The following is a 21,256-nucleotide window of genomic DNA, read 5'->3' as shown; positions in this document are numbered from 1 at the left end:
ATGCTGAACTGGGGCGACCTGAGCCCGCATCGCCGCCGCCAACTGGCGGCGCTCGGCATCGTCCAAGTGCTACTGGCCGTCGCCGCCTGGATCGATCTGGCGATCCGCCCGGCGGCCAGGGTCCGCGGCCCGAAGTGGGCCTGGACCTTGGCCATCGGCGTCAACTTCATCGGCCCGCTTGCCTATTTCGGCTGGGGCCGATCTTCCGCACAACGCGATCTTCGCGACGGTGAGGTCGCCTTTACCGATCAGTGATCGATCGGTCACTGCCCGCCATGTGCCGCCTGCTCCACTGTGACGCGCACGCCGACGGACGAACGGAGCAGTCCCGCTCCGCCCACCGGCGTCACAGCGACAGCGGGGAGCTGACACGTGGCGACACGAATCTCCTTACGGCGCGAGCACGTGGTGGCCGCGAGCCTGGTCGGCTCGGTGGTCGTGGTCCTGGGATTCGCCTCCGGCCTCGGCATCCACCACACCGCCACGGGCACGGTCGCGGCGCCCACCCCCGGCGGCGCCGCGCCGCCCACCACCGACACCAGCGGCGAGCCGGCCGGCGGCGGGTATCAGCCGGCGGGCTACTCCGGGGACAGCCCGCAAGGCGGCAACCCTTACGTGGCAACGACAATCGCACCGGTTCCGGTCGGGACGGCCACACCGACGGCCACCACCACAGCGCCGACGACGACATCGCCCGGCACCACGACGACCAGTGCGCCGTCGTGCACGCCCGGTCTGGTGCCGCAGGTCGTCGACACGCTGACCACTGGCGTACAAGGGCTTCCGCTGCTCGGCCCGGTGGTGGCCGGCGTCGGCCTGCCGCCGCTGGTCGACACGCTGCTGGGCTCGTGCCCGGCGACCACCACGACCACGCCGACACCGACCACCCGATGACCGTCGACGCGGCCCGGTCCTGGTACGTGCTCGCCCGGCTGGTCGACTACCTCGGCATCGCGCTTTTCTTCGGTGGCAGCGGTTTCGTCGCGTTGCTGTGGCCGGCCGGCAGCGCGGTGCGCGCCACCCGGCGCGTGATCGCCACCGGCTGGCTGCTCGGTGTCGCCGGCGCCGCCGCCACCATCGTGCTGGAGGGGGTGTGGGCCGGCGGCGGCCCGATCGGCTGGCCGCTGGTCACCCGGGTGCTGGCCACCGACTTCGGCCGGGTCTGGCTGGCCATCGCGCTGCTCTGGGTGCTCGCCGGCGTGGTGCTGGCGGACCTGTTGCAGCGCAAGGAGATTGCCGCACGATCGGCGGCGTGGCGGATCGGCGCGCTCGCCGTCGGGCTGGGCCTGGTCCGCGCGATCGGCCTGACCGGGCACACGTCCGACTCCGGGGCCGCGCTGGTGGAGATCGCCGATCTGGTGCACCTGCTGGGCATGGCGCTGTGGATCGGCGGGCTCGCGGTGCTGTTGTTCGGCGTGCTGCCCCGGCGGCGGCCGGACGAGCTGGCCCGAGTGGTGCCGCGCTACTCGCGGCTCGCGATGATCAGCGTCGGCACCGTCGTGCTGGCCGGCGTGGTGCTGGCCTGGCAGTCGCTGGGATCGGTCGATGCCTTGCTGCACACCGACTACGGCCGGATCCTGCTGATCAAGGTCGGCGTGCTGGCCGTGGTGCTGGCCGCGGCCCAGGCCAGCAAGGCCTGGGTCGGCCGGCGGCTGGACTTCGCCGTCGTGCTGCGCGGCGACGCCCGCACGCTCCGGCCGTTCGTCTACTCCGTCACCGCCGAGACCGTACTCGTGGTGTTCGTGCTGCTCGCCGCGAGTGTGCTCGTCACGGCCAATCCCGGCCGCTGACGTCCCCACCGAAAGGAAACCGTTGTGGACCAACCACCCCTGCCCACACGTCGGCGTGGCCTGCTGCTACCCGCGATCGCGGTGCTCGCCGTCGCCGGGTCGGTCTTCGCGCTGACCTCGCTGTACGCCGACAACCAGCGCACGGCCGTCCCTCAGCCGGCCGCGCAGACCGCCGCACTGCCGGCATCGGTTGTCGACGCGCAGAAGGCCGCCGTCGCGCAGTACTCGCCGTCCGCGGAGTCCTCGGCGATCGCGGTGGACATCAAGAGCTACACGTTCACCCCGGCCAGCCTCACCGTGTCCGTCGGGGACACCGTGACCTGGACCAACGAGGACACCGCCCCGCACACCGTGACGGTCTCCGACGGGCCGGAGAAGTTCGCGTCGCCGACCCTGCAACAGGGCCAGAAGTTCAGCTACACCTTCACCAAGGCCGGCTCGTACTCGTACTACTGCGCCGTGCACCCGGACATGAAGGCCAGCGTCACGGTCCAGGGCTCGACTCCCCCGCCCACCACGACAACCGCGCCGACGACGACGGCGCCGCCCACCACCACGACCACCATGACCATGCCGACGTCCACCCCGGGCAGCGGCTGCGCGGTCAAGGAGGCGCTGGCCCCGTTCATCGCCCACCTCAAGGCCGCCCACCTGGAGGAATCCGTCGGCCAGCAGGTCAACGACGCGCTCAACCTCGACCAGTACATCAAGACGCACACCGTGCTGATCGAGAACATGCTCGCCCCGATCCTCAACGGTGACGCCGACCAGTCGGTCAAGGACGTGCTCACGCCGCTGCTGGCCCACCTGAAGGCGGCCCACCTCGACGAGTCGCTCGGCCAGCAGGTCAGCGACCTGCTGAACGTGGACCAGTACGTCAAGACCCACACCGTGCTGGTGGAAAGCATGCTCGAACCGGTGTTCAACCAGCTGACCTGCTGACCGCGGGGCCCCGGCGGTCAACGTGGCCCGCCGCGGTCCTCGCCCCGCACCGAAAGGGACCCCATGCCCGACACCGCAGTGCTGCCGGTCGGCGAGCGCACCGCCCTGCCGCCGCCCGGCGGGTACCGGCTCGCCGGCTGCGTGCTCGAACGCACCTCGCTTCCCTTGCTGCACCGCAGGATCCCGACCAACGGCGGCGAACTGACGGTCGGCGACGAGACGACACTGACGCTGCCCGACCTGATCACCGCGACCGTCGTCGTCGAGGGCCGGCGCCGACTGCGTATAGCCGGCTGGCTCAACCTGCGCGACCGACGGCACACCCTCCGGCTCACGGCCCGCGTCGTGCACGTGGACGACGACGGGCTGGTGTTCGCCGCCACCGGCACGGCCGTCGCGTCCGGCCGCCGCCGACTCCGCATCGAGGCCGCCATGGAGTTCATCCGATGACCCGCCGGCTGCTGTTCGCCTTGCTGGTATTGCCGTTCCTGACGGTGCTGGCACCCGCCCCGGCGACCGCCGCGACGCAGGCCGTCACGATGGCGCAGTACGCGTTCGCCCCAGCCACGATCACCGTGCACGTCGGCGACACCGTCACCTGGACCAACCAGGATCAGGCGCCGCACGACGTGACCACGACCAGTGCGCCGGTGCCGCTGCACTCACCGACGCTGTCCACCGGCCAGTCCTGGACATACACGTTCAGCCAACCCGGCACGTACGCCTACATCTGCTCCATCCACCCCGACATGAAGGCACAGATCACCGTGCTGCCGGCGGCCACGACCGCGCCGCCACAGCGGCCGGCCACGACCACTGCCGCACGGCACACGACAGCCGGTGGCGCGCCCGCCGCCGTCCAGCCTCGGACCACGACGACCATGACCATGACGAGCGCGCCACCAACCACGTCTACCGCTGCCCCACAAGTGATGCAGGCGATGACGCCGACCGATCAGTCCACTTTGGACCCGATGTTGCTGGTCGCCGGCCTGGTCGCCGCCGTAGCCACGCTGTGCCTGCTGCTCATCGCGTCACGGGCTGCCGACTAGCGCGTGGGTCCCGGCGGCGAGTTCGCCGCACAGTGCGCGGATCTCGGCGATGCCGGTGTCGGTGTCCGGCGCGTCGAGCATCCGGCGCACGATCGCCGAGCCGACGATCACGCCGTCGGCGAAGCCGGCGATCTCACGGGCCTGAGCGCCGTTCGAGACGCCCAGTCCCACCAGCACCGGCAGGTCGGTGGCCTGCCTGATCCGGGCCACCAGGTTCGCGCCGCTGACCTCCGAGCGCATCCCCGTCACGCCCATCGTGGACGCCGCGTACACGAAACCGGTGCTGGCCTTGGCAATCTCGGCCACCCGCTGGTCGGTCGAGCTCGGCGCGGCGATGAAAACGCTGTCCAGGCCGTGCTTTCCGGCCACTTCGCGCCACGGCAGCGAATGCTGCACCGGCAGGTCCGGCAGCACACACCCGGCCCCGCCGGCGTCCGCCAGCCGCTGCGCGAAGCGCTCGATCCCGTACTGCTCAACGGGATTCCAGTACGTCATGACCAGCACCGGCACCTGCGTCCTCGCGGCCACCCGCTCGACCGTGCGCAGCACGTCCTCGGTCCTGGTGCCGTTCTCCAGGGCTCGGGTCACCGCATCCTGGACGGCCGGGCCGTCCATCACCGGGTCGGTGTAGGGCAGGCCGATCTCCAGCGCGTCGCACCCGGCTTCCACCATGGCGATCAGCGTCCGGACACCGTCGTCGACCGTGGGGAAACCGGCCGGCAGATAGCCGACGAGAGACTTCGTGTTCGGCTTGAACATGGTCACTCCCCCACCAGGTCGAAGTAGCCCGCCGCGGTGTCCATGTCCTTGTCGCCGCGGCCGGACAGGTTGATCAGCACGACCTCGCCCAGGTCGGCGTTGAGTTTGATCGCACCGGCCAGGGCGTGGCTGGACTCGATGGCCGGGATGATGCCCTCGGTCCGGGCCAGCAGCCGCAGCGCGGCCATCGCCTCGTCGTCGGTCACCGGCACGTACTCGGCGCGGCCGCTGTCCCGCAGGTGGGAGTGCTCGGGCCCGACGCCGGCGTAGTCGAGGCCGGCCGAGATCGAGTGGGTTTCCCGGGTTTGGCCGTCCTCGTCCTGGAGCACGTACGAACGCGATCCGTGCAGGACACCCACCTTGCCGCCGGCGAACGTCGCCGCGTGCCGGCCGGTCTCCACACCGTCACCGGCTGCTTCGCAGCCGATCAGCCTGGTTCCGGCGTCGTCGAGGAAGGGGTGGAACGCGCCGATGGCGTTGGAGCCGCCGCCGACACAGGCCACCACCGCGTCGGGCAGCCGGCCGGTACGGCGCTGGATCTGTTCCCTCGCCTCGACTCCGACCACCCGTTGCAGGTCACGCACGATCGTCGGGAACGGATGCGGGCCGGCGGCCGTGCCGAACAGGTAGTGCGTGGAGTCCACATTGGCCACCCAGTCGCGGAACGCCTCGTTGATGGCGTCCTTGAGGGTGCCCGCGCCGGTCGGCACCGCCACGACCTCGGTGCCGAGAATGCGCATCCGGGCCACGTTCAGCGCCTGCCGCTCGATGTCGAGCGTTCCCATGTAGACAGTGCAGTCGATGCCGAGCAGGGCGCAGGCCGTCGCCGTCGCGACACCGTGCTGGCCGGCGCCGGTCTCGGCGATGACGCGGGGCTTTCCCATGCGCTTGGCCAACAACGCCTGGCCCAGCGCGTTGTTCAGCTTGTGCGAGCCGGTGTGGTTGAGGTCCTCACGCTTGAGGAACACCCTGGCCCCGACGGCCTCGGCGAAACGCGGCACCTCGGTCAGCGGGGTCGGCCGGCCGGCGTAGTTCTCCAGCAGGTCGGTCAGCTCGGCCGCGAAGGCCTCGTCGTGGCGGGCCTTGTCGTAGGCCACGGTGAGCTCGTCGATCGCGGCGACCAGGGCCTCGGGCACGTACTGGCCGCCGAAGCGGCCGAAGCGGCCCGTCCCGTCGCCGTGGGCGGGATGGAAGAAAGACATATGAGGTTGTCCTTACGGGATAACGGAAATCGGGCTGGGGAAACTCAGCCCGGCCATCGCATCCCGCGGACCTGACCCGGTTCGCTGCCGATGTGGTACCGCACCCGGCGGCCCTTGATCCGACGCGCGGGCGAGCGGGAGCCGCGCGGGGCCCCGCCGAAGCGCACGTCGTTCGTCACGAGGCGAAGGGTAATAGCGTGACCGTCGCCGACACAACCGGTTCCGGTTGCCTTGGCGCGTCAGCCCGGGGATCGTGGTGCCATGGAACGGGACGGTGTCGCGCTGACCAATCTCGACCAGCCGCTGTTCGACGGGGCCGAGGCCACCAAGGGGGACCTGGTCGACTACCTCGACGCCGTGCACCCGCAGCTGGTGTCCGTGCTCACCGACCGGCCTTTGTCGGTGATCCGCGCGTTGCGCGACCAGCCGTCGTTCATGCAGAAGAACCTGCCGAAATACACGCCTTCCTGGGTGGCCCGGCAGCCCATCTGGGCCGAGGCGTCCAAGCGTGAGATCTCGTACGCGCTGTGCAACGACCGGCGGACCCTGTTGTGGTTCGCCAACCAGCGGGCCGTCGAGTACCACCCCACCCTGTTCCTGCTGGACCAGTACGCCCATCCCACCCACATGGTCCTCGACCTCGATCCCCCCGCGGGCGACTCTTTCCGCCTGGTCGTCCAGGCCGCGCATCTGATCCGCCAGGCTTTGACCGACTGCGGTCTTTCCGGGGCGGTGAAGACCTCCGGCTCCAAGGGCGTGCACATCTTCGTGCCCGTCGCCGGTTCCCCCGTCGAGGACGTCGCCGCCGCCACCCGCGCCATCGCCGCCCGCGCCGAACGCCTCGATCCGGCGCTCGCCACCACCGCTTTCATCGTCGAGGACCGCCACGGCAAGGTCTTCCTCGACTCCACCCGCGCCGGCGGCGCCACCGTCGCCGCCGCCTACAGCCCCCGCCTCCGCCCCGGCGTCCCCGTCTCTTTCCCGGTGTCGTGGGACTCCCTCGACACCGTCTCCCCTTCCGACTTCACCATCCGCACCGCCCCCGCTCTGCTCGGCACCGGCGACCCCTGGTCCGACGCCATGCCCGCACCCCAGCCGTTGCCTGAGGACCTGGTCGCCGAGGGCCACACCATCCCGGTCGCCCGCGTCCAGGCCATGCACGAGGGCAAACGCCGCGCCCGCGCCCGCCGCCAATAACCCCCGCGAGTCCCGCTCTCCGTCACACCGAATCCCACCTTCCGGCACATTCGAATGTCACATGCGCGTCATACTTGCCTCCCTGCGGCACATCCGGACCGCATGTGCCCCGATCCGGGGGCCGTGCGGCGTGCGATACCGCTGGTCGCGCCCTTCAGCCACTAGGTTGAACGCCTCCGACCGCCGCCGAAATGAGCCGACCTTGGCATCGAGCAGCACCTCCGCCTGGGCGCCGCTGGCCGCCCGATCGTTCCGAGCACTGTGGCTGGCGCAGTTCGCCTCGAACGTGGGCACATGGGTGCAGTCGGTGGGCGCGCAGTGGCTGGTGCTGGACCACGGCCCGACGGTGGTGGCGCTGGTGCAGACAGCCAGCACGCTGCCGGCTTTCCTGTTCGCACTGCCGGCGGGGGTGCTGGCGGACCTGGCGGACCGCAAGAAGCTGCTGGTGTGGTCCCAGCTCTTCATGACGGTGGTGGCGGGGCTGCTGGCCCTGGCGACGTTCACCGGCGGCATGACGCCGGGGCTGCTGCTGACGCTGACGTTCCTGTTGGGCTGCGGGGGCGCGCTGGTGGGACCGGCCTGGCAGGCGATCCAACCCGAGCTGGTGCCCCGCGACCAGCTCAAACAGGCGTCGGCGCTGGGCGCGGTGAACATGAACACGGCTCGCGCGGTCGGACCGGCGCTGGGCGGCCTTCTGGTGTCGGTGGCCGGCGTCGGCTGGACGTTCGCGCTGAACGCGGCGTCGTTCGTGGTCATCCTGCTGGCGTTGCAGCTGTGGCGGCGCGCGCCGCAGCCCCGGCCGAGCGAGACCGAACGCGAGCACACGGTGGCGGCGGTGCGGGCCGGCGTGCGCTACCTGCGCAACGCCCCCGGCATCCGCCGGATCCTGCTCCGGGCGCTGCTGTTCGTGCCGGCGGCGTCGGCGCTGTGGGCGCTGCTGCCAACGATCTCCGCGCAGGTGCTGCACCTCGACTCCGGCGGCTACGGCCTGATGCTCGGCGCCCTCGGCGTCGGTGCTGTCGCGGGCGCGCTGGCCCTGCCGGCGACGGCCGGCCGGATCAGCGGCACGGCCACGCTGATGATCTCCGGCACCGTGTTTGCCCTGGTCACGGCGGTGCTGCCGATAGCGCCGAACGCCCTGGTGGCCGGCGTCGTGCTGATCCTGGCCGGCGCGGCGTGGATCGGCGTGCTGTCGACGTTGAACGCGGCCATGCAGCTCAACCTGGCCGGCTGGGTCCGAGCCCGCGGCCTGGCCTTCTACCTGGTCGTGTTCATGGGCAGCCAGGCGTTCGGCGCGGCGATCTGGGGCATCGTGGCCGGCTATGCCGGCCTGACCGTCACCATGGTCGTCGCGGCCGGGCTGCTCGTGCTGGGCGCGGTCACCGGCCTGTGGTGGCCGCTCTACGACAGCAACCTGGACCGGACGGTCGGCTCCGGCTGGCCCGACCCGTCGCTGGTTTTAGACCTCCGGCCGACCGACGGGCCGGTGCTCGTGCAGATCGAGTACCGGGTGCCCGAGGACAACGTGACCGACTTCGGGCGCGCGATGACCGTGGTCGAGCGCTCCCGCCGGCGCACCGGCGCGACCAGCTGGGGCCTGCACCGGGACATCGCCGACCCGGCGCTGTTCCTGGAGACGTTCCAGGTGCCGTCCTGGGCCGAGCACCTGGCCCAGCACCACTCCCGCTACACCGGGGCCGACCACGACGTGCTGGAACGGGCCCGGCGGCTGGCCGAGGGCGAGCCGACCGTGCGGCACGCGCTGGCCGCCCCGGCGCCGGTGGACTGACCGCATGCGGGTCTGGCACGAACTGACCGACGGCGACCGGCATGGTCCGCTGCCGGCGCTGCTGCTGGTGCTGACGCTCGCGACCGGTGTCGTCGACGCGGTGAGCGTGCTGGCCCTCGGCCGCGTCTTCGTCGCGAACATGACCGGCAATGTCGTGTTCGTGGGCTTCGCGCTGGCCGGCGTGCCCGACTTCTCGCTGGCCGCCTCCGTGGTCGCGCTGCTCGGCTTCCTGGCCGGCGCGTTCGTCGGCGGCCGGCTGGGCCGCCGGCACACGCACCGCGGACGGCTGCTGCGCAACGTCGCGCTTGTCGAGTTGTCGCTAGTGGCGTTGACACTCCTCCTCTCGGTGTGGACGGACCTGCTGGTGGTGCCGGCCGCGCTGCTGGCCGTCGCGATGGGCCTGCAGAACTCGACCGCGCGCCGGCTGGCCGTGCCCGACCTGACCACGACCGTGCTCACGACGACCATGTCCGGCCTGGCCGCCGAGATCCGCCGTCAGGGCCGGGTGACGGCGGCGCGGCGGGCGCTGGCCGTGTTCACCATGTTCCTGGGCGCGCTGATCGGGGCTGTGCTGGTCCTGCACGTCCATCGGGCCTGGGCGCTGGCCGTCGCGACCGTCCTGATCGGACTGGTCGCGGCGGTCAGCACCGTGCGCAGCCGGGGCTCCGAGCCCTGGCATGCGGTCACATCGTCAGCTTGATGACCGAGAAGGCCGCGCCGTGCGGGTCGTTGAGCACCGAGAAGCGGCCCTGCGGGATGTCCATCGGCGGCACGACCACCGAGCCGCCCAGCTCGACGCACTTGGCCACGGCGGCGTCGGCGTCCTCGACGGCGAAGTAGACCATCCAGTGCGCCGGCAGCTCGGCCGGCCAGTTGTCGCCCTCCATCGGCAGCATGCCGCCGACCGGCGCGCCGTTCAGCGACCACATCGTGTACGTGCTGTCGGCGGCCGGCTGGTCCTCGTGGCCCCAGCCGAAAACGCCCTCGTAGAAGGACTTCGCGCCGGCCGGGTCGCGGGTCATCAGCTCGTTCCAGCTCATCGCGCCGGGCTTGTTGAACGCGGTCGCGCCGGGCATGGTGCCCGGCTGCCAGACCGAGAACACCGCGCCGCCGTTGTCCATGAACACGGCCATCCGGCCGTTCTCGCCGACATCGCCCGGGGCCATCAGCACCTTGCCGCCGTTGGCCTCCACCTTGGCCGCCACGTCGTCGGCGCTGTCGGTGATCACGTAGGTGTTCCACGCCGGCGGCTGGCCCTCGTTGAACAGCGGGCCGGCGCCGGCGACCGGGTCGTCGCCAAGGTTGAAGATGGTGTAGCCGCCGAACTCCTCGCCGCCGGTGTGCGCGGTCCAGCCGAACAGCTCCGTGTAGAAGGCTCTCGTCGCCTCCAGGTCGGGCGAGCCGAGGTCGATCCAGCCGGGCACGCCCGGCGCCACAGCGCTCATGATGGTGCTCCTCGTTGAGTCGCGGGACAGTGGGCCGTCCCGACACGAGAGCATCGTCGCAGCGGGGTCTGACATTTCAGGGCGCGGCGGTTCACCATAGGGTGACTCGATGCAGGTGCCCTCCCCGCTGACCGAGTTGCGCGACGAGCGACTCGGGGACGTTCGCCTCTGGCTGAAGCGGGACGACCTCATCAGCCCGGACATCCCCGGCAACAAGTGGCGCAAGCTCAAGTACAACCTGGTCACCGCCCGTGAACAGGCGCACCACACGCTGCTCACCTTCGGTGGGGCCTATTCGAACCACATCCGCGCCACCGCCGCCGCTGGTGCCCGGTTCGGCTTCGACACCATCGGCGTCATTCGCGGCGAGGAGCACCGTCCGCTCAACGATTCCCTGGCCCAGGCCGTGCGCAACGGCATGCGACTGTCCTATCTGGACCGCTCGGCCTACCGCCGCAAGACTTCTTCAGCGGTGCTGGAGGCTTTGGCCGCCGAGTTCGGCGACTTCTACCTGCTGCCCGAGGGCGGCACGAACTCGTTGGCTCTCAAGGGATGCAGGGAGCTTCCGGCCGAGATCACCGTCGATTTCGATGTCTTGTGCTGCGCCTGCGGCACCGGTGGCACCCTCGCCGGCCTCGCCGCCGGTCTCCGCCCCGGCCAGCGCGCCCTTGGCTTCGCCGCGTTGAAAGGCGGGGATTTCCTGGTCGCCGACGTCCGTCGGCTACAGACCGAGGCCTTCGGGGCCGCGACCGACAACTGGTCCATCGACGTCGACTCGCACTTCGGCGGTTACGCCAGGCACACCCCTGAACTCGACGCGTTCATCGCCGACTTCCGCCGCCGGCACGACATTTCCCTCGATCGTGTGTACGTGGCCAAGATGCTGCACGGCGTGTTCGCCCACGTGCGCTCCGGTCACTTCCCCGCCGGCACCACCATCGTCGCCGTCGTCACCGGCTGATATTCGCTTGCGCCCGTCGAGAGGCTGGGCCTGTGACCTTGACTCCGCTGTACGACGACCTCGTCTTCCACGGCCCCATGTCCTCCTACCGTGCCGATCTGCTCGTGCGCTCCCTCGGGCCCCTCGATGGGCAGCACGTCGTCGACCTCGGTTGCGGTTGGGCCGAGCTGCTGCTCCGCACCGTCGCCGCCGGCGCCACCGGCGAGGGCGTCGACCTCAGCGCCGACGACATCGCCCATGGCCGCAAACTCGCCGCCGATCGCGGCCTCTCCTCCCGGGTCACCCTCTCCGTCGGCGATGCCGGCGAGTGGTCCGGCTCCGCCGACGTGCTCATCGTCAACGGCTCCACCCAGGTCTTCGGCGGCGATCCCGTGCGGCACACCGCCAACACCCTCGCCGCCGGCCGCCGCATCCTCCGTCCCGGCGGCCGTCTCCTGCTCGGCGAGGGCTTTTGGGAGCGGGAGCCCACCCCCTCCCAGCTCGCCGCCATGCCCATCCCCCGCGAGCAGTACGGCTCCGTCGACTCCCTCGTCGACCTGGCCTTCTCCCACGGCTATCGGCTCCGCTGGCTCTCCCAGGCCAGTCAGGACGAGTGGGACGAATTCGAGTCCGGCCACGCCCTCGCCTACGAGCGTCGGCTGGCCGACCACCCCGACGACACCACCGTCCGCGAACGCGCCGACCAGCAGCGCACCTGGCGATTGAAGGGTTGGCGCGGCGTGTTGGGCATGGTCTACCTGACCTTGGTCCTGCCGCGTTGACGCCGATCAGCCGACTCCCCCTCGACGAGCAGATCGAGGCCCTGCGGGACATCCTGAGCCGCAACACGGTTCTCACCGACGTGCTGGCAAGAGCGGCGGAGCTGGATCTGCCGGGGTGGTGTCTGACGGCGGGCTGCGTGTTCCAGACGGTGTGGAACGTGGTGACGGGACGGCCGGCCACCGAAGGGATCCGGGACTACGACCTGTTCTACTTCGACGGCTCTGACCTGTCCTGGGAGGCGGAGGACGTGGCCATCCGGGCCGGTGGCACGGCCTTTGCCGGGATCCCGGCGGAGGTGGAGATCCGCAACGAGGCGCGGGTGCATCTCTGGTACGAGGAGAAGTTCGGGGTGCCGTGCCAGCCCTACACCTCGACGGAAGCGGCGATCGACTCGTTCGCGGCGACGACGTGCTGCCTGGGGATCCGGCTGGAGTCCGGAAAGTGGCGCGTGTATGCGCCGCACGGGCTGGCGGACGTGTTCAACCTCGTGGTGAGACCGAATCCGGTGCTGGCGCCGCGTCACGTGTACGAGACGAAGACCGAGCGCTGGCGCAAGCAGTGGCCGGAGCTGACGGTGCTGCCCTGGCCTGATCAGCCGGCGTAGCCGGGGCCGGGGTGGGGGGTGACGGAGGTGGTGGTGATCTCGCCGGAGCAGTGGCGGCAGGCGAGGTAAGGGGCGACGGGCTGGTGGCAGTCGTTGTGGTGCAGGACGATGGGTGGACCGTCGGGGGTCGGGAGGTAGGTGTCGCCCCAGTTCATGAGGGCGACGACGGCGGGGAACAGGCCCTTGCCGGCGTCGGTGAGGCGGTACTCGTGACGGTCCTCGTCGTACGGGACCTTCTCGAGCAGGCCGGCCTCGACGAGGCGCTTGAGACGGGTGGAGAGGGTGGGGCGGGGAATGCCGAGGTTGCGGGCGAACTGGCCGTAACGGCGCACGCCGAAGAAGGCCTCGCGGAGGATGAGCAGGGTCCACCGCTCGCCGACGAGCTCGAGGGCCCGGCCGACGGACTCGGCGGTGAAGCGGTGGCGGAACTCCTGTTCGGCGGTCATCGGCGGCCCAACGAGGAGAGAAGCCTTGCGCCGCAAGGGTCGGAGGCGGTGGGAGGCACGATGCCGACGTGGTCGGCGCCGGCGGAGTGGAAGGCGGCGATGCCTTCCAAGACGTCGGAGCGGGAGCCGACGGCGCCGACGGCGGAGAACAACGACAACGGGATGTCGGCGGCGAGGGAAGCACGAGGCTCGCCGGCCCGGGCACGGTCCACGAGGGAAGCGTAGCCGAGGGAAGCGAACATCTCCCCGTAACCGGGCGGTGCGAGGTAGACGGCGGTCTGCGCCGCAAGCTGGTGCAGCACAGCGGGATCGGGGTCGAGGGCGACGGGGATCCACACGGCGAGCCGGGGCGGGGTCCGGCCGACGGCAGCGGCGAAACGGTCCAGGTCGGCCCGAACGGCAGCGACATGGGCCGGGGAAACGAGGTTGAGCACGACCTCGTCGGCAACCTCGGCGGCGACACGGGTCATGGCGGGCCCGAAGGCGGCGACGGTGATGGGCAAGCCGGGCAGCGGTTGTCGCAGCCGGAATCCCTTGCTACGGACATGAGAGCCGGCGAAGTCGGAGCGGCCACCGTCCAGAATGGACCGAAGGACGCCGACGGACTCACGCATGCGCCCGGCGGCATGGGCCCATTCACGGTCGTGCCAACCGGAAACGATGAACGGGCTGGAGCCGCCGAGGCCGATACCGGCGACAGGACGGGCCAGGTCGGCGACGGAGGACACGCCCAACGCCACGGAAACAGGCGTGCGGACGGAAATCGGCAGCGGTCCGACCCGAATGGCGATTCGAGACGTGCGGAGACCGATGGCGGTGGCGAGGGAAAACGCGTCGTAGGTGGCCATCTCGCCCAGCCACATGGTGCCGAAACCGCACCGCTCGGCCTCGAGGGCGATGCCGACGACCTCGTTGTCCGGCCGGTCCAACCAGTACGGCGCGACCACGCCGATGTCGCTCACCACTGGGCCGTGTCGGTCGGCAGCCCGAGCAGCACCCGGCCGGCGAGCTCGAAGCTGGCCGGGTTGACCTGGAAGTGCGCGGTGGCGGTGTGGGCGTCGCGGAAACGGCGCTGCAACGGGGAATCCTCGTAGATCGCGGAGCCGCCGCCGAGGTCGTAGACGGAGCTGACGACGTCGGCGGCGGTACGAACGGCGTGGGTGCAGGCCAAGCGGAGCGACGTACGGAGCTCGACCGAGACTTCCGAGGAACCCGAAGCCGCCCGCCAGGCGTCGTCGATGGCCTGGTAGTACAAGCCCCGAGCGGCCCGCAGCGAAGCCTCGGCGGCGGCGAAAGCGCCCTGCGTGGTCGGCCGCTCGGCGGTGCTGCGGCTGGAACCGGACGGCTTGCGCACGGTGGCGAGCTCGACGAACTCGGTGAGAGCCCCACGGGCGTTGCCCAACGCGGCGGCGGCGATGGACGCGGCGAAGAAGCCGAACAGCGGGAACCGTTGCAGCGTACGGGAACCGGCCGGCGGCCCGGCCAGCACGGAGAACAAGCGGTGATCGGGCACGAAGACGTCGGCAGCCACGACATCGGTGCTGCCTGTGCCGCGCAACCCGCCCGTCTTCCAGGTGTCGAGGATCTCCAGCTCGGCCGTCGAGAAGGCCGCGGTGCGAACCTGCCCGTCCTGGATGAAGCCGAGGAAGATCCAGTCGGAGTGCCGGACGCCGCTGCAGAACGACCACCGGCCGGAGATCCGGACGCCGCCGTCGACCACGGACCCCTTGGCTCGCGGCGCCCACACGCCGGCGGCGACCGCGGCGGGGTCGCCAAACACCTCCTGCGCACCCTTGGCCGGCAGGTACGCGCCGAGCAGGCTGCTGGTGGCGGCGATGGACACGCACCAGCCGGCGGAGGCGTCGCCGACCGCGATGGTCTCGGCGGCCTCCAGGATCTCGGCGGCGGTCGGCTCGACGCCGCCGAGGTCGGCGGTCAGCCCGATGCGCAGCAGGTCGTGCGCCTTGAGCTCGGCGACGAGGCCGGGCGCGAGCTGCCGCCCCCGCTCGGTCTCGTCGGCCAGCTCGCGGGCCACCGCGGCGGCCTTGACTGCGCTGGACAGCATGCGCCCTCCTGGTTCAGTTCCGTTACCGGTTCAATATTCTTACCATCAGCCCCGTGTGTCAACAGGTACCGTGCGTAAGGGAGAAGGGGGACGGCAGATGCACGTGGACGTCCTGATCGTCGGCGCGGGGCTGTCCGGCGTGAACGCGGCCTACCGGCTGCGCACCCGGTCGCCGCGCCGCACGTACGTCATCCTGGAGGCCCGCGACACGATCGGCGGCACCTGGGACCAGTTCCGCTACCCGGGCATCCGGTCCGACTCCGACATGTTCACCCTCGGCTATCCGTTCCGCCCGTGGCCGAACCCGCAGGCGATCGCCGACGGCCCGTCGATCTTGAGCTACGTCCGCGACACGGCGTCGACGTACGGCATCGACCGGGAGATCCGCTTCGGGCACAAGGTGATCTCGGCCAGCTGGTCCACAAAGGACGCGATGTGGACGGTCGAGGCCGTGCACGACGGCGAACCGAAGACCTTCACCTGCTCGTTCCTCTACCTGTGCAGCGGCTACTACAGCTACGACCGCGGCCACGTCGTCGACTTCCCCGGCCAGGGCGACTTCACCGGCACCACGGTGCATCCCCAGTTCTGGCCCGAGGACCTGGACTACACCGACAAGAACGTGGTGGTCATCGGCAGCGGCGCGACGGCCGTCACGCTCGTGCCGGCGATGGCCGAGAAGGCCGCGCACGTGACGATGGTGCAGCGCTCCCCCAGCTACGTCGTGGCCCGCCCGCAACAGGACGAAGCGGCCAACAGGATCCGCGCCAAGCTGCCGGATCCCCTCGGCCATCGGGTCGTACGGGCCAAGATTCTGGTACGCAGCGCCATCTTCTACCAGTACATGCGCCGCTTCCCGACCCGTGCGGCCGCCCTGCTCCGCAAGGGCGCCGCCGCCGCGCTCGGCGACTCCGTGCCGCTGGACCCGCATTTCGCGCCGCGGTACAACCCGTGGGACCAGCGGCTGTGCCTGGTGCCGGACGGCGACCTGTTCACTGCCTTGCGGGCCAAGCAGGCCAGCATCGTCACCGACCACATCGAGACGTTCACCCCTGACGGCCTGCGCCTCAAGTCGGGCCGGGAGCTCACCGCGGACATCATCGTCACGGCCACCGGCCTGAACATGATCGCTGTCGGCGGCATCGCGCTCACCGTGGACGGAAAGCCCGTCGACACCGGGAAAACGACCGTCTACAAGGGAATGATGCTCAGCGGCGTGCCCAATCTGGCCTGGTGCGTCGGCTACGCCAACGCCTCCTGGACGCTCCGGGCCGACCTGACCGCGCGCTACGTCTGCCGGCTGCTCAACCACATGGCCCGCAAGGGGTTCACCGTCTGCACCCCTACGCCGCCGAGCCGGGCCGACAGCAGCAGGACGATCCTCAACCTGACCTCCGGCTACGTCAACCGCGCCGCGGCGATCCTGCCGAAGCAGGGCACGCGCCGGCCGTGGCGGTCACGGGAGAGCTACCTCGTCGACCATGTAGACCTGACCTACGCCCCGGTCACCGACGGCGTCATGCGTTTCACGAAGCCTTAGCCGCCCGCAGGCGTTCCACGTGCCGCTGCTGCAATGCCGTGCTGGTGCGCAGGAAATCGATGACCAGCAGCAGCTGCTCGGTGCTGTACCGGGCGGCGAGCTCCTGCTGGCCCTCGGCCAGTAACGGCCGTATCTGGTCAAGACAGCGGCCGGCGCCGACCTTGGTCATCCGCACGACCACCTTGCGCCGGTCGGTGGGGTGCGGGGCGCGGGACAGCAGGTCGAGCCGTTCGAGGCGGTCCAGCATGGCGGTGACGCTGCCGGTGGTCAGGTTGAGCCGTTCGCCCAGTTCACGCGGGGTGAGCTCGCCCGCGCCGAGCAGCAGTTCGAGGCAGCGCAGGTCGGTGCCGTTGACCCCGAGCAGCCGGGCGTTCTCGCGGTCGAAGTCGTCAACGGCGGCCTGGTAGGCCTGGACGACCAGGCCCAGTTCGGCCAGCACGTCCTGTGTCACGGTCGACCCTCCCGTTTTCTCTTGACAAGCAAAATACCCGTCGCTAGGTTCCTCGACAACCAAGATACTTGAAAATCAAGTGAGACGAGACGCCCATGCACGTGATGATCATCGGTGGTGGCACCGGCGGCATGTGCCTCGCGCACGGTCTCAAGCGGGCGGGCGTCTCAGTCGCGGTGTACGAGCGCTACGGCTCGCGTCTGGACGGCCTGTACGGCTACCGGGTCGGCATCGACCCCACCGGAAACCGTGCCCTCAAGGCCTGCCTGCCGCCGGACCTGTTCGAGACCTTCGTCGCCACCTGCGCCCGCACGCCCCGGCACCTCAACATCCTGACCCAGAACATGCACAGCACGGCCAGCTTCGAGCTGCGTGACGACAGCGACGACGTGGACGCCGAGCGGTCGGTCTCGCGGGCCACGCTGCGCCAGGTGTTGTTCAGCGGCATGGAAGACGTGGTGCACTACGGCAAGGTCTTCACCCGCTACGAGCGCAACGACGACGGCACCGTCACCGCCTTCTTCGCCGACGGCACCATGGCCAGCGGCGATCTCCTGGTCGCCGCGGACGGCACCCGCTCGGCCGTGCGCCGCCAGTTCCTGCCGGACGCCGACGTCACCGACACCGGCGTCACCGCGATCGCCACCAAGACCCCGCTCACGCCGCAAACCCGAGCACTGCTCAAGCCCAAGGTGCTCAACGGACTGTCGCTGATCTTCGGCACCAAGGGCATGGTCGGCATGCTGCACGTGATGGAGTTCCGGGCCGGCGAGCACAACGCCGGCGACTACATCAACCTGTCCATCTGGAGCTCGCACGAGCACTTCCCGGCCGGCACGGCCAAGCAGCGCGGCGCCGAGCTGGTCGCCACCGCGCTGCGGGCCACCAAGAACTGGCATCCGAACCTGCGCAGGCTGTTCCAGTTGTCCGACCCGGACGCGGCGTTCGCCATGCGCATCGCCACCTCGTCGCCGGTCACGCCCTGGCCGGCCACCAACATCACGCTGCTGGGCGACGCCATCCACACCATGACGCCGGGTCAGGGCGTCGGCGCGAACACCGCGCTGCGCGACGCCGCCCTGCTGTGCCACGAGCTCACCGCCGCCAACCGCGGCGAGAAGACGCTGCTCAAGGCGGTGGGCGACTACGAGGCGGAGATGCTGCCGTACGGCACCGCCCGTGTCGCCGAGTCGCTCAGCAACAACGGCACCAGCGGCAAGGACCCGCTGTACAACCCAGTCACCGGGCGGGCGGCGCTGTTCGCCGCCCGCACCTACTTCAGCCTCACCGACAAGGTTCCCGCGCTGCGCCGCAAGTTCCTCGACGGCATGTACGCCTACCGCGGCACGGACGCCGTCCTGGAGGCCGCGACCAGCGGTGCCCGGCCGCGGGTCTGACGCATCACCAGCGGTCGACGTGCAGGACCTCGTCCAGCGGCTGGCGCGGGGCGGGCTTGAAGCTGTCGCCGGTGTAGTACGCGGTCGGGATGAGGGCCGCCTGGTGCACGCCGTCGGGCAGGCCGAGGATCTCCGCCACCTCGGACTCGTACGTGAGGTGCAGCGTGGTCCACGCGGTGCCGAGACCGCGGGTGCGGGCGGCCAGCATGTAGCTCCACGCGGCGGGCAGCAGCGAGGCCCACAGGCCGGCCTGGTTGCCGGCCGGCAGGTCGCGGCCGGTCTTGATGCACGGGATCAGCAGCACCGGCACCTGCCCCATGGTGTCGGCCAGGGCGGCGACGGAGGAGTGCACCCGCTGCTGCACGGCCGAGCGCTCGGCGTCGTCGGCGAACAGCTTGCCGGCGGCCACCGCGGACTCCAGGTAGGCGTTGCAGGCCCGGCGGTACACGTCGCCGATCGCGGCGCGCTGGGCGGCGTCGGTGACGACAATCCACTGCCATTCCTGGCGGTTGGAACCGCTCGGGGCCTGCAAGGCGATGGTGAGACAGTCCCGCACCACGGCCAGGTCCACCGGCCGGGTCAGGTCGAGCCGCTTGCGCACGGCCCTGGTCGTGGTGAGGACGGTCTCCGCCGACATCTCGTTCATGCCTCAATGATTACCGGTGGCGTCCAGCTACCGCGGCTTCAACCGAGGTGTAGTCGGGCTTCACAGCAGCTTGTCGAGGGTGATCGGCAGGTCGCGGACGCGTTTGCCGGTGGCGTTGTGCACGGCGTTGGCGATGGCCCCGGCCACGCCGACGATGCCCAGCTCGCCGATGCCGCGCGCGCCGAGCGGGCTGAACACGGTGTCCGGGTGGTCGAGGAAGCGGACGTCGATGGGCGGGATGTCGGCGTTGACCGGCACCAGGTAGGCGGCCATGTTGGCGCCGGCGTAGCGGCCGGTGTCGGGCTCGACCCGGCTGTCCTCCAGCAGCGCGCCGCCGATGCCCATGACCACGGCCCCGAGGATCTGGCTGCGGGCGGTCTTCTCGTTGACGATGGTGCCGCCGTCGATCACGGTCAGCCAGCGCGCCACCCGCGGCTCGCCGGTCCACCGGTTGACCCGGACCTCGCAGAAGTGCGCCCCGAAGGACAGGTAGCCGTAGCCCTTGGTGGTACCGCTGGGCAGCGCGGACGTGCCCTCGACGGCCGGCAGGTCCAGCGCGGTGAGCAGGCTGCCGAAACTCATCGCGACACCGTCGGCTTTGACGTTGCCGGCATCGTAGACCGGGGTCTTGCCGTAGAAGGGAGACTGCGGATTCGTTGCGGCCTGCGCCAGCAGCGCGGACTTGGCGGCGTCGGCGGCGACCATGATGGACGGCCCGTTGCTGGACGTCGACGTCGAGCCGCCGGCCGGGGTTGCCGGCGGCAGCGAGGAGTCGCCCAGCTCGGCCTTGATCGCGCTCACCGGCAGGCCCAGCGCCTGCGAGCCGAGGATGGCGAACACGGTGAACTGGCCGGTGCCGAGGTCCGCGCCGGTGCCGGAGACGACCGCGGTGCCGTCGGCCTGCAACCGCACCTTGACGGACGACTTCGAGCGCGAAGCCGGATAGGTCGCGGTGGCCATGCCGAGGCCGACCAACCAGTCCCCGTCCCGCACCGCGCCCGGCGCGGGATTCCTCTTCTCCCAGCCGAAAGCGTTTGCGCCGACCTCGTAGCACTCGTCGAGATGCTTGCTGGACCACGGATTGCCGTTGCTCGGGACCTTCGCGGCGTAGTTCTTCTGCCGCAAAGCCAACGGATCCATGCCCAGTGTGAACGCCAGCTCGTCCATGGCGCTTTCCAGGGCGAACGCGCCGTGGGTCTCGCCGGGAGCCCGCATCGGGGTCATCGCCGACACGTCCAGCGGCACGATCGCCCGTGACGCGTGCAGGTTCGGCGACGCGTAGGCGGTCAGCGAGTGGTTGGCCAGGTTCTCCGAGGACGGCCCGGATTGCGACTTGCCGGCGATGCCGTCGTGTTTGACCGCCACGAGCGTGCCGTCGTGCGTCGCGCCCAGCGACACGGTCTGGTGCGACGGCGGCCGATGCCCTGAGACGGTGAAAGTCTGCTCACGGGTCAGCGCGACCTTGACCGGCCGGCTCAGCGCCCGCGCCGCCGCGGCGGCCAGCGGGACGTTGGCCCAGTTGCCGATCTTGCCGCCGAACGCCCCGCCCACATGGGGATTCACCACGTGCACTTTGGACTGATCGACACCGAGGGCCCGCGCCATGTGGCTGACCACGTTCATCACGCCCTGCGTGGCCGTGTAGAGCGTGAGCCGGTCGTCGGTCCACACCGCGACGGCCGCGTGCGGCTCCATCGGATTATGGTGCTGGTGCGGGGTTGTGTACACGGCTGACACGGTCACATCGCTGGCCGCCAGCGCGGCGTCGATCGACGTCACACCGGGGGCCAGGACCTCGGTCGGCGTGCCCTGCGGCGTGGCGGTCGCGACGCCGGCGGCGAAGTTCACCATGCCGGGCTTGACGTCGTAGGTCGGCGAGACGAGCGAGGCGGCATCCCGTGCGTGCTCGAAGGTGTCGGCGACGACCATGCCGATCACCTGCCCGTTGTAGCGGACATTGTTGTCCTGCAACACGGGCGCGGTCTCGTCGGTGGAGCCGTCGCCATAGCCGTAGAGCTTCAACGGGTTGAACGGCGTGTACACCGCGAACACACCCGGCGCGGCAACGGCGGCGGTTGTGTCCATTGCGGTCACGGTGCCGAGCGCGATCGTGCTGGTCAGCAGATACCCGTACGCGGTAGCGGCATTGTCGGCCGCGTACACCGCGCCGCCGGTGACCTTGAGATGCGATTCCACGCGGGACAGTGA

At 70.5% G+C, this 21,256-nt stretch carries 24 protein-coding genes; 14 read left to right on the top strand and 10 right to left on the bottom strand.

Going from position 1 to position 21,256, the window contains the following annotated elements:
- The 6 genes from M3Q35_RS03805 (at nt 1) to M3Q35_RS03780 (ending at nt 3,784) form a co-directional block, all read left to right on the top strand.
- Complete coding sequence (locus M3Q35_RS03805) at nt 1-255, top strand: PLD nuclease N-terminal domain-containing protein (RefSeq protein WP_273940194.1); 255 nt, start codon at nt 1-3, stop codon at nt 253-255.
- Nucleotides 256-372: 117 nt separating this feature from the next.
- Nucleotides 373-894 carry a hypothetical protein gene (locus M3Q35_RS03800; RefSeq protein ID WP_273940193.1) on the top strand — a complete coding sequence of 174 codons (522 nt, stop codon included), beginning with the start codon at nt 373-375 and terminating at the stop codon, nt 892-894.
- Nucleotides 849-1,790 (top strand): copper resistance D family protein, encoded by a 942-nt coding sequence (locus tag M3Q35_RS03795; protein WP_337960553.1) that lies wholly within the window; start codon nt 849-851, stop codon nt 1,788-1,790. The genes M3Q35_RS03800 and M3Q35_RS03795 overlap by 46 nt, the downstream gene beginning before the upstream one ends.
- Nucleotides 1,791-1,814: 24 nt before the next feature.
- Nucleotides 1,815-2,732 carry a cupredoxin domain-containing protein gene (locus tag M3Q35_RS03790; RefSeq protein WP_273940192.1) on the top strand — a complete coding sequence of 306 codons (918 nt, stop codon included), beginning with the start codon at nt 1,815-1,817 and terminating at the stop codon, nt 2,730-2,732.
- 63 nt (nt 2,733-2,795) lie between these two features.
- Nucleotides 2,796-3,182, top strand: coding sequence for a hypothetical protein (locus tag M3Q35_RS03785; RefSeq protein ID WP_273940191.1), 387 nt, complete (start codon nt 2,796-2,798; stop codon nt 3,180-3,182).
- The gene (locus M3Q35_RS03780) at nt 3,179-3,784 is read left to right on the top strand and encodes a cupredoxin domain-containing protein (protein WP_273940190.1); all 606 of its coding nucleotides are present in this window, start codon (nt 3,179-3,181) and stop codon (nt 3,782-3,784) included. Before M3Q35_RS03785 ends, M3Q35_RS03780 begins: the two co-directional genes overlap by 4 nt.
- Here the strand turns inward: M3Q35_RS03780 and trpA are convergent.
- The 3 genes from trpA to trpM are packed head-to-tail and all read right to left on the bottom strand — an operon-like array spanning nt 3,767 to nt 5,924.
- Nucleotides 3,767-4,543, bottom strand: a complete 777-nt coding sequence (gene trpA, locus M3Q35_RS03775) for a tryptophan synthase subunit alpha (RefSeq protein ID WP_273940189.1) — start codon at nt 4,541-4,543, stop codon at nt 3,767-3,769. The two genes, M3Q35_RS03780 and trpA, sit on opposite strands and share 18 nt — an antisense overlap.
- Before the next feature lie 2 nt (nt 4,544-4,545).
- Nucleotides 4,546-5,745, bottom strand: a complete 1,200-nt coding sequence (gene trpB / locus M3Q35_RS03770) for a tryptophan synthase subunit beta (RefSeq protein WP_273940187.1) — start codon at nt 5,743-5,745, stop codon at nt 4,546-4,548.
- Between the two features lie 44 nt (nt 5,746-5,789).
- Nucleotides 5,790-5,924, bottom strand: coding sequence for a tryptophan biosynthesis modulator TrpM (trpM, locus tag M3Q35_RS03765; RefSeq protein WP_273940186.1), 135 nt, complete (start codon nt 5,922-5,924; stop codon nt 5,790-5,792).
- 82 nt (nt 5,925-6,006) lie between these two features.
- Between trpM and M3Q35_RS03760 the strand changes: the two genes are divergently transcribed.
- The 3 genes from M3Q35_RS03760 to M3Q35_RS03750 all read left to right on the top strand — a co-directional run bounded on the left by M3Q35_RS03760 (nt 6,007) and on the right by M3Q35_RS03750 (nt 9,431).
- Nucleotides 6,007-6,942: a DNA polymerase domain-containing protein gene (locus M3Q35_RS03760; protein WP_273940185.1), complete on the top strand. Its 936-nt coding sequence runs from the start codon at nt 6,007-6,009 to the stop codon at nt 6,940-6,942.
- A gap of 202 nt (nt 6,943-7,144) precedes the next feature.
- On the top strand, nt 7,145-8,731 hold the full coding sequence (locus M3Q35_RS03755; RefSeq protein ID WP_273940184.1) for an MFS transporter: 1,587 nt from the start codon (nt 7,145-7,147) through the stop codon (nt 8,729-8,731).
- Between the two features lie 4 nt (nt 8,732-8,735).
- Nucleotides 8,736-9,431 carry a YoaK family protein gene (locus M3Q35_RS03750; RefSeq protein WP_273940183.1) on the top strand — a complete coding sequence of 232 codons (696 nt, stop codon included), beginning with the start codon at nt 8,736-8,738 and terminating at the stop codon, nt 9,429-9,431.
- Here M3Q35_RS03750 and M3Q35_RS03745 read toward each other — a convergent pair.
- Nucleotides 9,415-10,176: a VOC family protein gene (locus tag M3Q35_RS03745; RefSeq protein ID WP_273940182.1), complete on the bottom strand. Its 762-nt coding sequence runs from the start codon at nt 10,174-10,176 to the stop codon at nt 9,415-9,417. The two genes, M3Q35_RS03750 and M3Q35_RS03745, sit on opposite strands and share 17 nt — an antisense overlap.
- Nucleotides 10,177-10,285: 109 nt before the next feature.
- Between M3Q35_RS03745 and M3Q35_RS03740 the strand changes: the two genes are divergently transcribed.
- From M3Q35_RS03740 to M3Q35_RS03730, 3 genes are read left to right on the top strand one after another with little or no spacing between them, the layout of a single operon-like run.
- On the top strand, nt 10,286-11,137 hold the full coding sequence (locus M3Q35_RS03740; RefSeq protein ID WP_273940181.1) for a 1-aminocyclopropane-1-carboxylate deaminase/D-cysteine desulfhydrase: 852 nt from the start codon (nt 10,286-10,288) through the stop codon (nt 11,135-11,137).
- Nucleotides 11,138-11,169: 32 nt separating this feature from the next.
- Nucleotides 11,170-11,898, top strand: coding sequence for an SAM-dependent methyltransferase (locus tag M3Q35_RS03735; protein ID WP_273940180.1), 729 nt, complete (start codon nt 11,170-11,172; stop codon nt 11,896-11,898).
- Nucleotides 11,895-12,503, top strand: a complete 609-nt coding sequence (locus tag M3Q35_RS03730) for a nucleotidyltransferase family protein (protein WP_273940179.1) — start codon at nt 11,895-11,897, stop codon at nt 12,501-12,503. Before M3Q35_RS03735 ends, M3Q35_RS03730 begins: the two co-directional genes overlap by 4 nt.
- Here M3Q35_RS03730 and M3Q35_RS03725 read toward each other — a convergent pair.
- Genes M3Q35_RS03725 through M3Q35_RS03715 form a run of 3 tightly spaced genes read right to left on the bottom strand, consistent with a single transcriptional unit; the run spans nt 12,491 to nt 15,014 of the window.
- On the bottom strand, nt 12,491-12,949 hold the full coding sequence (locus M3Q35_RS03725; RefSeq protein WP_273940178.1) for a winged helix-turn-helix transcriptional regulator: 459 nt from the start codon (nt 12,947-12,949) through the stop codon (nt 12,491-12,493). The two genes, M3Q35_RS03730 and M3Q35_RS03725, sit on opposite strands and share 13 nt — an antisense overlap.
- Nucleotides 12,946-13,911 carry an LLM class F420-dependent oxidoreductase gene (locus M3Q35_RS03720; RefSeq protein WP_273940177.1) on the bottom strand — a complete coding sequence of 322 codons (966 nt, stop codon included), beginning with the start codon at nt 13,909-13,911 and terminating at the stop codon, nt 12,946-12,948. Before M3Q35_RS03720 ends, M3Q35_RS03725 begins: the two co-directional genes overlap by 4 nt.
- Nucleotides 13,908-15,014 carry an acyl-CoA dehydrogenase family protein gene (locus tag M3Q35_RS03715; protein WP_273940176.1) on the bottom strand — a complete coding sequence of 369 codons (1,107 nt, stop codon included), beginning with the start codon at nt 15,012-15,014 and terminating at the stop codon, nt 13,908-13,910. Before M3Q35_RS03715 ends, M3Q35_RS03720 begins: the two co-directional genes overlap by 4 nt.
- Before the next feature lie 97 nt (nt 15,015-15,111).
- Between M3Q35_RS03715 and M3Q35_RS03710 the strand changes: the two genes are divergently transcribed.
- Nucleotides 15,112-16,554 carry a flavin-containing monooxygenase gene (locus M3Q35_RS03710; protein ID WP_273940175.1) on the top strand — a complete coding sequence of 481 codons (1,443 nt, stop codon included), beginning with the start codon at nt 15,112-15,114 and terminating at the stop codon, nt 16,552-16,554.
- Here the strand turns inward: M3Q35_RS03710 and M3Q35_RS03705 are convergent.
- A complete protein-coding gene (locus tag M3Q35_RS03705) occupies nt 16,541-17,005 on the bottom strand; it encodes a MarR family transcriptional regulator (protein ID WP_273940174.1) in 465 nt (154 codons plus the stop codon). The two genes, M3Q35_RS03710 and M3Q35_RS03705, sit on opposite strands and share 14 nt — an antisense overlap.
- 95 nt (nt 17,006-17,100) lie before the next feature.
- On the opposite strand from M3Q35_RS03705, the gene M3Q35_RS03700 reads away from it, so the two are divergent.
- Nucleotides 17,101-18,402: an FAD-dependent oxidoreductase gene (locus M3Q35_RS03700; protein ID WP_273940173.1), complete on the top strand. Its 1,302-nt coding sequence runs from the start codon at nt 17,101-17,103 to the stop codon at nt 18,400-18,402.
- A gap of 4 nt (nt 18,403-18,406) precedes the next feature.
- On the opposite strand, the gene M3Q35_RS03695 is transcribed toward M3Q35_RS03700, so the two are convergent.
- Complete coding sequence (locus tag M3Q35_RS03695; protein ID WP_273944239.1) at nt 18,407-19,039, bottom strand: nitroreductase family protein; 633 nt, start codon at nt 19,037-19,039, stop codon at nt 18,407-18,409.
- 69 nt (nt 19,040-19,108) lie between these two features.
- Nucleotides 19,109-21,244, bottom strand: coding sequence for a xanthine dehydrogenase family protein molybdopterin-binding subunit (locus M3Q35_RS03690; RefSeq protein WP_337960552.1), 2,136 nt, complete (start codon nt 21,242-21,244; stop codon nt 19,109-19,111).
- Nucleotides 21,245-21,256 lie beyond the last annotated feature (12 nt).

Source organism: Kutzneria chonburiensis (assembly GCF_028622115.1).
Taxonomy (GTDB): domain Bacteria; phylum Actinomycetota; class Actinomycetes; order Mycobacteriales; family Pseudonocardiaceae; genus Kutzneria; species Kutzneria chonburiensis.
This window is presented reverse-complemented; position numbering and strand designations above follow the sequence as displayed.